The organism is Ruegeria sp. BC6 (assembly GCF_056539185.1).
The window spans coordinates 343,601-355,475 of the sequence record NZ_JBQFUM010000001.1; the positions used below are offsets into that span (position 1 = coordinate 343,601).

Below are 11,875 nucleotides of genomic sequence, written 5' to 3' on the forward strand. Positions count from 1 at the left end.
GCAATCCAATCTAAACTTTCACACGGGATCATCGCATGACAGAGGCAAGCACCCGACGCAGAGCGCGTGGTGGCGGAGGCGCCGCCCGCCGGGCCGAGCGTACCGCGGTTCGGATCGAAACGGCGAAGTATATCGAACGCAACATTCCGAACTTCGAGATCCTCAATGACGAAGCGTTGGAGATCATCGAGGCCAATGCGGAAACCGTGCTGGAGGAAGTCGGCGTCAATTTCGTCGACAACCCCGTGGCGCTGGAACGCTGGCGCGATGCCGGGGCCGACATCGATGGTGAACGCGTTCGCATTCCGCGAGGTCTGGCCCGCGAACTGATCAAGACCGCGCCCAAGGAATTCACGCAGCACGCGCGCAACCCCGAAAAATCGGTGGTGATCGGCGGGCGCAACCTGGTGCTGGCGCCGGTCTACGGACCGCCTTTCGTGCGGGACGCACAGGGTGGCCGCCGCTATGCCACGATGGACGATTTCAACAAGTTCGTGAAACTGGCCTACATGTCCAAGTGGCTGCACCACTCGGGCGGCACGGTCTGCGAACCGACGGACGTTCCGGTTAACAAACGTCATCTGGACATGCTGATGGCGCATATGACGCTGTCTGACAAACCCTTCATGGGGTCGGTGACCGATCCCAGCCGGGCGCAGGATTCGGTCGAGATGTGCGAGATCCTGTTCGGCAAGGAGTTCGTGCAGGAAAACACCGTGATGACCTCGCTCACCAACATCAACTCGCCGATGACGTTCGACGACGTGATGATGGGGTCGCTGGAAGTCTATGCGCGCAACAATCAGGCCTGCATCATCTCGCCCTTCATCGTGGGCGGCGCGATGGCCCCGGTTTCGGTTGCCGGTACTCTGACGCAGGTGCTGGCCGAGGTGCTGGCCGGCATCGCCTACAGCCAGATCATCCGCCCGGGCGCGCCGGCCATTTTCGGCGCATTCGTGTCGTCGATCGACATGAACTCTGGCGCACCGACCTTCGGGACGCCCGAAGCCGCGCATATCACCTATGGGGCGGGTCAGTTAGCGCGTCGTTTGGGTGTTCCCTACCGCTCGGCGGGGTCGTTCTGCGGGTCCAAGCTTCCGGACGCGCAGGCGGCTTACGAGACTGCGAATTCGCTGAACATGGGTCTGCTGTCAGGCGTCAACTTTATGTTGCATGCATGTGGCTGGCTCGAAGGCGGTCTGGTTGCGGATTTCGAAAAATTCGTCATGGATGCCGATCAGTTGGGAGCGCTTCATGCGTTGGCCAAAGGGGTGGCCTATGATGAAAACGCGCAGGCCATGGACGCGATTCGTGAGGTGGGGCCGGGTGGTCACTATCTTGGTTGTGCGCACACCCAGGCCAATTTCCAAAGCGCCTTCTGGAAGACCGACCTGCTGGACTACAAACCCTTTGAAACATGGGAAGAAGAGGGTGCGCGGGACACGCGCATGCTGGCCTCGGCCCGGGTCGAGCATCTGCTGGCCAACTACCAGCAACCGCAACTCGACCCGGAAAAACTGGCGGCACTAACCGCCTATGTCGAGGAAAAGAAAGCGTCCATGCCCGACGCCTTCACTTGACGACATGAAGTTCCGGGGCGCGGCTGGCTTGATGCAGTCGCGCCTCACCAATCAAAGCGATCAGTAGGTCCAGGTGGCGAACCAGCGAATACGCGGCGTCGCCCGAGCGTCGTTGGTCGTCGACGCTCCGCTCCATCTCCAACAGTCGCATCAAGGCCGCTCCGGTTCCCGGTAGCGCGCCATAGCCGAACAGGCGCTGCAAGTGGCGGTCACGGTCGTATTCCTGTGCTCCGACCTTGGCTGCCCGAGACAGCAGCCGCGGGCGGCGGAGGGCGGTGATCATAGTCATCAGGTCCTGCATTTCGGCGTTCCTCTGTTCAATTTTGCCTGCAGCAATTTTGCACAACCCAAGCGGGTGTTGCCGTGATCGGGCTCGCGCCGAACGATGGTTTCACGACTGTTTATCTTTTTGAATCAATTCTGGTCAGAGCCGTTGGAGGTTAACGAACGAGTAACGAAAGCAACTCTAGGTAGATTTGGTTAACACTTTATCCGACGGCGGACAGTGGCAGTTTGATTGTCGACGAGGGCGAATAACGATGGAAAACAGCACCGCATTCACCGTTCCAGCTTGGGTTCCCGAAGGGGCGCAGCGATACCTGGCCCATACCGAGGCGGGACGGTCGATCCGGGATCTGGCGCGGTCGGCAGGGTGTCACGCGTCAACCATTCTGCGACAGATCCGAAGGATCGAAATGCGCCGCGACGATCCCTTGGTGGATAAAGCACTGCAGTCACTTGCCGAAACACACTTTCCCGGTGCGGGGAATGAAGCGGCCTCTGGTCCCTTGTTCGGCGTCGGCGATGATCCTCATCGCACTCCCAATGCCGAAGACGAGGCGTTCGAGCGCGAGGCTTTGCGGGTGCTGCGGCGCCTTTGCGAAACGGGTGCGGTTCTGGCCGTGGCCGAGGACATGGAAAAGGCGGTCGTGGTCCGCGACAGCGGCGAGGGCGGTACAACTCGGACCGCCGTTGTTGATTGCAAGACCGCTCAGGCCCTGGCTCTGAAGGACTGGATCGTTTGTGACAATCCGGGGCGTGTGTCGCGTTACCGGATCACGCAAATGGGCCGAACCGCATTAAGCCAGTTGATTGCCGATGCCGAAAACCGCGCGCGGACACAGACAGAATATGGGATGGCCGAGGCACCGGCGAAGTTCAAAACGCGCAGTCAAGCCGACGAGAAGCGTTCACGGCGCATCCGCTATTGCGCAGCGGAGAGCCCCCTGATTGCATTGTCGCGCCGACGCGACCGGGATGGAAAGCCGTTTCTGGACGAAAGCTTGGTGCGCGCCGGAGAGCGACTGCGCGAGGATTTCGAGCTGGCCCAGATCGGACCGCGGGTCACGCAGAACTGGGACCGGTTCCTTACCGCTGGCGGTCGTGCGGGTTTCGAAGGCGATGCTCAGGTTGCGCGCGGGTCGTCCGAGGCGCGTGATCGCGTGGCTCGGGCCTTGTCGGATCTGGGTCCGGGTTTGAGCGACGTTGCGCTGCGGTGTTGTTGCTATCTGGAAGGCCTGGAACTGGCCGAGAAACGGATGGGCTGGTCAGCACGTTCTGGGAAGATCGTGCTGCGCATTGCGTTGCAGCGCCTCAAACGCCATTACGAGAAGCAAGCAGAGTGTGACAGATTGATCGGCTGATACACCTTTGTTTCGATTGGCCGGAGTTGCGGAAACCGCAGCAGGTGATAATCAGGGGTTATGAATTTTACCCTCAGGCAGCTGCAATACTTCCGCGCCGTGGCCGAGCAGCGCAACTTTGGCCGGGCCGCTCAGGTGTGTCACGTATCTCAACCGGCACTATCGGTGCAGATCCGGGCTTTGGAAGACATCATGGGCGGGCCGCTGTTTGAAAGGCGCGCCCGTGATGTTCTGCTGACACCATTGGGGCGCGATGCGCTTGAGCACGCACGGCGCATTTTGGGCGCGGCCGAGCGGTTGGATCGGTTCGCGCGTGACAACTCCACCGGGCATCGCAGTCTGTCGGTCGGTTTGATCCCGACCGTCGCACCGTATCTGCTGCCGGGTGTCTTGGCTGGTCTGCGGTCGGCGGATGTGTCCCTGCGCGTACAGGTACGCGAGGCACGCACCGAGCGGTTGCTGTCGATGCTGAAAGCGGGCGAGATCGACGCCGCCGTGCTGGCCCTGCCGGTGGGCGCGCGCGGCCTGGACGAGGTACCTCTGTTTGAGGATCGTTTTCTGCTGGCTGGCAGCGAGACGCGCCTGAACAGCCTGACCGTCAGCCCCGACGCTCTGCGCCCGATCGACCTGAACGCGGCCCAACTGATGCTGCTGGAAGACGGGCACTGCCTGACGGATCAGGCACTTGAGGTGTGCGGGCAGGACCGGACCAGCGCCCATATCAACATGGGCGCGTCGTCTTTGGCCACGTTGTCGCGATTGGTAGCCGAGGGGTTCGGCCTGACCTTGATTCCCGAGTTGGCGGCACGATCCGAGGCCGAGGCCGTACCTGGGCTGAAACTGCTGCGGTTCGGCGCCCCGGAGCCCGCGCGGCAGATCGGCCTTGTGCGGCGCGACTCGTCGGATGGGGCGGTGTGGTTCGATCAACTGGCCCAGGTGATCCGGCAGGTCGGCGAAAACATCGTGTCAGAAACCCGGAACTAAAAAGGGCCCGCGCGCGGCGAGCCCTTCGAGTGGCGGCGGGTTGACGGCTCAGGCCATTTCGGGCTGTTGCGCTTCTTCCAGGTGCTTCATCAGATTTTCGGGCGACGAAACGCCATAGGGGTCCTCGAGGCAGTTGTCCATCAGGCCGGGCTCTTCGAACCACGCCTCGACCACACCGTCGTTGATGATGGCGGCATAGCGCCACGAGCGCATACCAAATCCCAGATTGGACTTGTCGACCAGCATGCCCATCTTGCGAGTGAACTCACCCGACCCGTCGGGGATGACCTTGACGTTCTTCAGCCCCTGATCCTGCGCCCATTTGTTCATGACAAAGCTGTCATTGACCGACATGCAGTAGATCTCGTCGATGCCCTTGGCCTTGAACGCCTCGTAGTTGTTCTCGAACCCCGGCAGCTGGTAGGTCGAGCAGGTGGGCGTGAACGCACCGGGCAGCGAGAACAGGATGACCCGCTTGCCTGCGAAGTAGTCGGCCGTGGTCTTGTCTTCCCAGCGGAACGGGTTGGGCCCTTCGATCGAGTCGTCGCGCACGCGGGTGTGGAATGTCACGTCGGGCAGCTTGGCGCCGGTTTTCATGGGGCATCTCCTGTGATTCACATTTGTTCGGCCCGTGGGTTAAAACGATTCCAAACCGGCTTCAACACGGGATGTGCTGCGTTTGCGAATATCCTCTTATCTATGGAAATCATGTCGAAATTTGCGTTGATCCCCTAAGAGGCCGCGCTCCTATTCTGCATCTGCGAAACGCTGACGCATGGCTGCTATGCACGGCTGGCGTAATACATCCGACCGGTTTATGTTATGCACCAACCAAATGGACCCAAAGTCAGGAAACCGGCCCCGTGCGCGATCTGAAAATCCCTGAACAACGTCACCCGGAAAAGGCGCATAAGCCCGACAATGCGCAGCCGAAAAAGCCCAACTGGATCCGGGTGAAAGCGCCCGGCGGCAAGGGCTATGCCGACACGCGCCGGATCATGCGGGACAACAACCTGGTCACCGTCTGCGAAGAGGCCGGCTGCCCGAATGTGGGTGAATGCTGGAGCCAGGGCCACGCGACCATGATGATCATGGGCGAGATCTGCACCCGTGGCTGCACCTTTTGCAACATCGCCACCGGTCGCCCCGATGCGCTGGACGCGTTCGAACCGGGCCGTGTGGCACATGCGGTCGAAAAGCTGGGCCTGAACCACGTCGTGATCACCTCGGTCGACCGCGACGACCTGGCCGATGGCGGGGCCGAGCATTTCGCTCAGACCATCCGCGCGGTGCGTCACCGCTCGCTCAAGACCACGATCGAGATCCTGACCCCGGATTTCCTGAAATGCGATCCGTCGGTTCTGGAAACCGTGGTCGCGGCCAAGCCGGACGTGTTCAATCACAACCTTGAAACCGTGCCGGGCCTGTACCCCGAGGTGCGTCCGGGCGCGCGCTATTTCCATTCGCTGCGTCTGCTGCAGCGGGTCAAGGAGTTGGACCCGTCGATCTTCACCAAGTCGGGCATCATGGTCGGACTGGGTGAGAACGAACAGCAGGTGCGCCAGGTCATGGACGACATGCGCGCCGCCGATATCGATTTCCTGACCATCGGCCAGTATCTGCAGCCCACACCGAAACATCACCGCGTGGACCGCTTTGTCACGCCCGAAGAGTTTGCGGCCTATGAAAAAGCCGCCTATGGCAAAGGGTTCCTGATGGTCTCGGCCACGCCCTTGACCCGTTCGTCGTACCATGCGGGCGATGATTTCGCGCGTCTGCGGGCGGCACGACAGAAAAAGCTGGGGCAGGCGTGACGCCGGAACGGCTCGCGCAACTGACTGCGCTGCGCCACGCTTTGCACCAACGCCCCGAGGTTTCGGGTGAAGAGGCTGAAACAGCGGCATTCATAGCCGAGCAATTGCGCGGTGTGACCGGCCGGGTTCTGACCGGGATCGGTGGGCACGGGGTCGCGGCCGTGTTCGACTCGGGCGAGGCGGGGCCCACCGTGGGCATCCGCTGCGAACTGGACGCGCTGCCGATTTTTGAGATGCCGGGAAAACCCTGGTGCTCGCAGGTTCCGGGCAAGGGTCATCTGTGCGGGCATGACGGCCACATGGCCATGGTGCTGGGCGTGGCGCAGGACCTGGCGCAAACGCCCGTGTCACGCGGCCGGGTCGTGCTGATCTTTCAGCCCGCCGAAGAGACCGGACAGGGCGCGCGCGACTTCCGGAACGACCCGCAATACGCTGAAATGCAGCCGGATTTCCTGTTCTCCTTGCATAACCTGCCGGGGCTGGACCTGGGAGCGGTCGAGCTGTGCTCTGGCCCGGCCAATTGCGCCTCGCGCGGGATGCGGGTTCGGCTGACGGGCAAGACCTCGCACGCGGCGGCTCCGCAGGACGGCCTGTCGCCGGCCTCGGCCATGGCGCAGTTGATGCCGGCCCTGAACGCCTTGGGGCCGGGCGGAGAGCTGACCGAGGATTACGCACTGACCACCGTCACTCACGCCCAACTGGGGGCCCCGACATTCGGGGTGGCGCCCGGCGAGGCCGAGATATGGGTCACGCTACGCACCGTCTCGGACGCGCGTATGGGACAACTGGTCGATCAGGCCCAGGCGCTGGTCCGCAAGGCCGCCGCCGACGAGGGACTGGGTGTCGAGATCACCTATGACGACGTGTTCGACGCTTGTGTCAACCACCCCGAGGCCGTACAGATCCTGGCTCATGCCTGCGCCCAGGCCGGGGTGCAACCGCGCCTGACCACCGTGCCGCAACGGTTCTCGGAGGATTTCGGGCAGTTCGCCAAAGGGTCGAAAACGGCCATGTTCTGGCTGGGGGCCGGGGTCGACCATCCGCAACTTCACAACCCCGACTATGACTTCCCCGATGCGCTGATCCCTGTCGGCGCGGGTATCTTTCTGGCGGCAATCCGTCAGGTTCTGGACGCGCCGGTCACGGCCTGAGCTTGCGCGGCTGGCTGGTTGCCCATTCGGGCCACCAGCCCATGTATTCAACGCCGGCAATCACCAGGCACAGCACGATCAGGCCCAGCACCAGCTTGACCCGATGGTCCGAGGGCGGATTGCGCGCCCATCGAGACATTCGCAGAAGGTGGCGCAGGATCATGGGGCCTCGAATCCGCGGCGGGATCAGTCTTCGGTAAAGCGGACCTTGCCGATGAAGGGCAGGTTGCGGTTGCGTTGGGCATAGTCGATGCCATAGCCCACGACGAATTCGTCCGGGATTTCAAAGCCGATCCAATCGGCGCGGAAATCAACCTCGCGGCGGCTGGGTTTGTCCAGCAAGGCAATCGACTTGAGCCGTTTCGGCTGGCGGCTGCGCAGCAGGTTGGTGACGTGGTTCAGCGTGTGCCCCGTGTCGACGATATCTTCGACCACCAGTACGTCGCGCCCTTCAATTGCGCCGCGCAAGTCCTTGAGAATGCGAACTTCCCGGCTGCTTTCCATTGAATCGCCATACGAGGACGCCTCGAGGAAATCGACCTCGATCGGAAGGTCCAGTTCGCGCACCAGATCGGCGATGAAGACGAAGCTGCCGCGCAGCAGGCCCACGACCACCAGCTTGTCGGTATCGCCGAATTCGCGGGTGATTTCGCGGCACAGTTCCTCGATCCGCGCCGCGATGGCCTTGGCCGAGATCATCTCATCTATCACATATGCGCGCTGGCTCATGGCTGCCCCCTTGATCTTTGGCGCGCAACATACGACATGACGCGCCATTGTCACGTTTCAAATGCCCAGGTTGCCATGCCCACTCATTCGGAAACCCGCCACCTGCCATACACCGCGCAGCAGATGTATGATCTGGTTGCGGATGTGGCGAAATACCCCGAGTTTCTGCCCTGGTGCGCGGCCGCGCGGATCCGGCGGACCTATGCGGTGGGCGAGGCGCAGGTGATGGAGGCCGATCTGGTGATCTCGTTCAAGGTGTTCCGCGAACGGTTCGGCAGCCGGGTGACGCTGTACCCCGAGCAGAAGAAGATCGACACCGAATACCTGGACGGCCCGTTCAAATACATGAAATCCGACTGGCATTTCGAAGACGCCCCCGAGGGCGGCTGCAACGTATCCTTCCACGTGGATTTCGAGTTCAAGAACGCCGTTTTGCAGGGCATCATCGGCGTGGTCTTCAACGAGGCGATGCACCGGATCGTGCGCGCCTTCGAGCAGCGCGCGGTCAGCCTCTACCGCTGAGGGTTTACCCGGCGCGGGCGCACGTTAGACTGCGCCGCATGACTGATTTCACAAGCGCTCTCTCCGAATTTACCGCAGGTCCGGTTTCGACAACCGCGCAGGCGCGGATCGTTACGTCTTTGTGCGCGCTCGACTGGCTGGCGGTCGGGCGCGCAGGGGTCAACGAACCGGTCTCGCGTATCCTGAGAGAGATGGTGCTGGACGAAGGCGGGTCCGGCCAGGCCACCCTGTTCGGCGGCGGGGCTGCGCCGATGCGCGCTGCGGCTTTGGTCAACGGCACGGTGTCGCATGCGCTGGACTATGACGACACGCATTTCGCCCATATCGGCCACCCCTCGGTGGCGGTGTTTCCCGCCGCGCTGGCCGTGGCCGAATGGCAGGATCAGCCCATCGTCGATTTGCTCGAGGCGGCCTTGGTGGGGATGGAACTGTCCATCCGCATTGGCCTGTGGCTGGGGCGGGGGCATTATCAGGTCGGGTTTCACCAGACCGCAACGGCGGGGGCGTTCGGAGCGGCCGTGGCGGCCGCCCGCCTGCTGGGATGCGATCCGGCGGCCATGCGCCGGGTTCTGGGGCTGACCGCGACCCGGGCGGCGGGCCTCAAGGCGCAGTTTGGCACCATGGGCAAGCCCTACAATGCGGGGCAGGCGGCTTCGGTCGGGGTCGAGGCCGCGCTGCTGGTGCAGCGGGGGTTCGTTCCCAATCCCGATGCCCTGACCGGGCCGTTCGGGTTTGGCGCGACGCATCACGGTGCCGATGACACAGCCACAGCGCTGTCGGGGCTTGGGGATGAGTGGCGGTTCGAAAGCGTCAGCCACAAGTTCCACGCTTGCTGCCACGGGCTGCACGCCGCGCTCGAGGCGGCGCGGGATCTGGACATCGCCGAACCCGAGGTGGCCGAGATCAAAATCCGCACCCATCCGCGTTGGATGAGCGTCTGCAATCAGACCGCGCCGACAACCGGGCTGGGCGCCAAGTTTTCCTATCGGACGGTGATCGCCATGCAGGCATTGGGATACGATACCGCCCTGCCTGAAAGCTACACGGACAAGGTCTGCGCCGATCCGCGCCTGCAATCGCTGCGCGACCGGATCACGGTCGAAGCGGACGAAACGCTGTCCGAGACCGAGGCCCGCGTGGCGCTGCTGCGGCGGGACGGAGTACGGCGCGAGGCGACCCACGATTTGGCCGCACCGATAGCCTTGTCCGACCGCGAGGATCGCGTGCGCGGCAAGGCCGCCAAGCTGATCGGCGCGGACGAGGCCGATGCGATCTGGTCGATGCTGCGCACCGGCGGGCGCGCAGCGGATCTGGCAAAACGACTGGTTGATTAGACCACGCGCCAGTGAAGCGGGAAGCCGGGGTCGAACACGGTGACCGGGCCATCGCGTGTTTCGATCTTGTCGGGGTAGGTGACCGGTTCGCCCTTCTGCAGGGTGATGGTCTGATCGTTGACGGGCAGCCGGTAGAACCTGGGCCCGCTGACTGAGGTGAACCCTTCCAATTTGTCCAGCGCACCCGCGCGGTCAAAGACCTCGGCCACCAGCGACATGGTGTTCGTGGCGGTGAAACATCCCGCGCAGCCGCAGGCCATTTCCTTGTTGGCGTCGGTATGCGGGGCGCTGTCAGTCCCCAGAAAGAACCGTTCGTCGCCCGAAGTCGCGGCATCGACCAGCGCCTTGCGGTGCTCTTCGCGTTTGGCGACGGGCAGGCAGTAGTAGTGCGGCTTGATCCCGCCAACCAGAATGTGGTTGCGGTTGATGATCAGGTGATGTGCGGTGATCGTTGCGCCCAGGTCGGTTTCGTTCGCGCGCACATACTCCACGCCGTCGTGGGTGGTAATATGCTCCATCACCACGCGCAGGCCCGGCGTGGCCTTGCGGATCGGGTCCAGAACGCGGTCGATGAACACCGCCTCGCGGTCGAAGATGTCGATCTCGGCATCGGTGACCTCGCCGTGCACGCAGAGCGGCAGGCCGATCTCGGCCATCCGGTCCAGCACGGGGCGCACCTTGTCGAAATCCCGCACGCCCGAGGCCGAGTTGGTTGTGGCCCCCGCCGGGTACAGCTTGACCGCCTTGACCAGACCACTGGCATGGGCCGCGGCCATGTCGTCGGGGTCGGTATCCTCGGTCAGGTACAGGGTCATCAAAGGCTCAAAGCTCATGCCTTCGGGCAGGGCGGCCAGGATACGGTCGCGATAGGACGCGGCCTGAGCGCCGGTTACCACCGGGGGCACGAGGTTGGGCATGATGATGGCCCGCGCGAAATGGCGGGCGGTTTCGGGCAGGACGGCCTGCAGCATGGCGCCATCGCGCAGATGCAGGTGCCAGTCATCGGGGCGGCGGAGCGTCAGAGTATCGGTCATGGCGCCGGGCTAGCACAGGCCGGCCGCACGGGAAAGTGACAACAAACCTTGCCAGGCGACCAGATTGCCGCAAGTCCCGGAAAGATCACGGTCTTGACGCGCAGCGGCAGCCATGACCTGTTGTGCCAAGGGAGATTGAGACACATGAGCCAGCCAGATTCCATCGATGCCGTTCAGAAGATGCTGGGCGAACAGGGCTATGTCTGTGGCCGTGCGTTGGCCACTGTGGTGTTCCTGTCGCTGAGACTGGGCCGGCCGCTGTTTCTGGAAGGTGAAGCGGGCGTCGGCAAGACCGAGATCGCCAAGGCCCTGGCCTCTGGACTTGGCCGCCGCCTGATCCGGCTTCAATGCTATGAAGGGCTCGATGCGTCCTCGGCCGTCTATGAATGGAACTTTCCCGCCCAGATGGTGGCCATCCGCACCGCCGAGGCGGTCGGCGGGTCCGACCGGAAGGGTCTGCAGGAGGAACTGTTTAGCGGCGACTATCTGATCCGCCGCCCGCTGCTCGAGGCGATGGAGCCCGACCCGGCCGGTCCGCCGGTGCTACTGATCGACGAACTGGACCGCACCGACGAACCGTTCGAGGCCTTCCTGCTGGAGGCGCTGAGCGATTTCCAGGTGACAATCCCCGAGATCGGCACGATCAAGGCGCCCGAACCGCCCATCGTCATCGTCACGTCGAACCGCACGCGCGAGGTACATGACGCGCTCAAGCGCCGCTGCCTGTACCACTGGGTCGACTACCCCGATTTCGACCGCGAGCTGGAGATCCTGCACGCCCGCGCGCCCGAGGCCGCCGAGGCGCTGAGCCGTGAAGTGGTGGCCTTTGTCCAGCATCTGCGCACCGAGGACCTGTTCAAGAAACCCGGCGTGGCCGAAACCATCGACTGGGCGAAGTGCCTGCTGGCGCTGGACGTGATCAACCTCAGCCCCGAGGTGATCGGCGACACGCTGGGCGCGATCCTGAAATACCAGGACGACATCCAGAAACTGCAGGGCTCCGAGGCCAAGCGCATTCTGGATCAGGCCAAAGCCACGCTCGAACCGGTCTGATGTCGTCGCGGCGCCAAAACACTCCGGGGGC

Annotated in this window: 13 protein-coding genes; 8 read left to right on the forward strand and 5 right to left on the reverse strand. The window is 63.2% G+C overall.

Annotated features, from left to right (window positions below; all coding sequences use genetic code 11):
* The first annotated feature begins 35 nt into the window (after positions 1–35).
* Complete coding sequence (locus ACR0MM_RS01640; protein WP_170455076.1) at positions 36–1,580, forward strand: trimethylamine methyltransferase family protein; 1,545 nt, start codon at positions 36–38, stop codon at positions 1,578–1,580.
* Here ACR0MM_RS01640 and ACR0MM_RS01645 read toward each other — a convergent pair.
* Entirely contained in the window at positions 1,573–1,881 is a 309-nt protein-coding gene (locus ACR0MM_RS01645; protein ID WP_093961906.1) for a DUF6477 family protein, read from the reverse strand. The two genes, ACR0MM_RS01640 and ACR0MM_RS01645, sit on opposite strands and share 8 nt — an antisense overlap.
* 238 nt (positions 1,882–2,119) lie before the next feature.
* Here ACR0MM_RS01645 and ACR0MM_RS01650 point away from each other — a divergent pair, with 238 nt between their 5' ends.
* Together ACR0MM_RS01650 and ACR0MM_RS01655 are read left to right on the forward strand one after the other, a co-directional pair.
* Positions 2,120–3,223, forward strand: a complete 1,104-nt coding sequence (locus ACR0MM_RS01650) for a DUF6456 domain-containing protein (RefSeq protein WP_480694067.1) — start codon at positions 2,120–2,122, stop codon at positions 3,221–3,223.
* A 60-nt stretch (positions 3,224–3,283) separates the two neighbouring features.
* Positions 3,284–4,207, forward strand: coding sequence for a LysR substrate-binding domain-containing protein (locus tag ACR0MM_RS01655; RefSeq protein WP_480694069.1), 924 nt, complete (start codon positions 3,284–3,286; stop codon positions 4,205–4,207).
* A 48-nt stretch (positions 4,208–4,255) separates the two neighbouring features.
* Here the strand turns inward: ACR0MM_RS01655 and ACR0MM_RS01660 are convergent, their stop codons facing one another.
* Complete coding sequence (locus tag ACR0MM_RS01660) at positions 4,256–4,804, reverse strand: redoxin family protein (RefSeq protein ID WP_480694071.1); 549 nt, start codon at positions 4,802–4,804, stop codon at positions 4,256–4,258.
* Positions 4,805–5,070: 266 nt separating this feature from the next.
* Here ACR0MM_RS01660 and lipA point away from each other — a divergent pair, with 266 nt between their 5' ends.
* Positions 5,071–6,021: a lipoyl synthase gene (gene lipA, locus ACR0MM_RS01665; protein ID WP_480694073.1), complete on the forward strand. Its 951-nt coding sequence runs from the start codon at positions 5,071–5,073 to the stop codon at positions 6,019–6,021.
* Positions 6,018–7,172, forward strand: coding sequence for an amidohydrolase (locus tag ACR0MM_RS01670; RefSeq protein WP_480694075.1), 1,155 nt, complete (start codon positions 6,018–6,020; stop codon positions 7,170–7,172). The genes lipA and ACR0MM_RS01670 overlap by 4 nt, the downstream gene beginning before the upstream one ends.
* Here the strand turns inward: ACR0MM_RS01670 and ACR0MM_RS01675 are convergent.
* Positions 7,162–7,335 carry a hypothetical protein gene (locus ACR0MM_RS01675; protein WP_480694077.1) on the reverse strand — a complete coding sequence of 58 codons (174 nt, stop codon included), beginning with the start codon at positions 7,333–7,335 and terminating at the stop codon, positions 7,162–7,164. The genes ACR0MM_RS01670 and ACR0MM_RS01675 overlap by 11 nt on opposite strands.
* Before the next feature lie 23 nt (positions 7,336–7,358).
* Positions 7,359–7,901, reverse strand: a complete 543-nt coding sequence (hpt, locus tag ACR0MM_RS01680; protein ID WP_005983543.1) for a hypoxanthine phosphoribosyltransferase — start codon at positions 7,899–7,901, stop codon at positions 7,359–7,361.
* Between the two features lie 75 nt (positions 7,902–7,976).
* Between hpt and ACR0MM_RS01685 the strand changes: the two genes are divergently transcribed.
* Together ACR0MM_RS01685 and ACR0MM_RS01690 are read left to right on the forward strand one after the other, a co-directional pair.
* Positions 7,977–8,423 carry a type II toxin-antitoxin system RatA family toxin gene (locus tag ACR0MM_RS01685; protein WP_480694079.1) on the forward strand — a complete coding sequence of 149 codons (447 nt, stop codon included), beginning with the start codon at positions 7,977–7,979 and terminating at the stop codon, positions 8,421–8,423.
* 38 nt (positions 8,424–8,461) lie between these two features.
* A complete protein-coding gene (locus ACR0MM_RS01690) occupies positions 8,462–9,757 on the forward strand; it encodes an MmgE/PrpD family protein (protein WP_480694081.1) in 1,296 nt (431 codons plus the stop codon).
* Here the strand turns inward: ACR0MM_RS01690 and pyrC are convergent.
* Entirely contained in the window at positions 9,754–10,791 is a 1,038-nt protein-coding gene (gene pyrC, locus ACR0MM_RS01695) for a dihydroorotase (protein WP_480694083.1), read from the reverse strand. The two genes, ACR0MM_RS01690 and pyrC, sit on opposite strands and share 4 nt — an antisense overlap.
* A gap of 144 nt (positions 10,792–10,935) precedes the next feature.
* Here pyrC and ACR0MM_RS01700 point away from each other — a divergent pair, with 144 nt between their 5' ends.
* Complete coding sequence (locus ACR0MM_RS01700) at positions 10,936–11,844, forward strand: AAA family ATPase (protein ID WP_073279503.1); 909 nt, start codon at positions 10,936–10,938, stop codon at positions 11,842–11,844.
* Positions 11,845–11,875 lie beyond the last annotated feature (31 nt).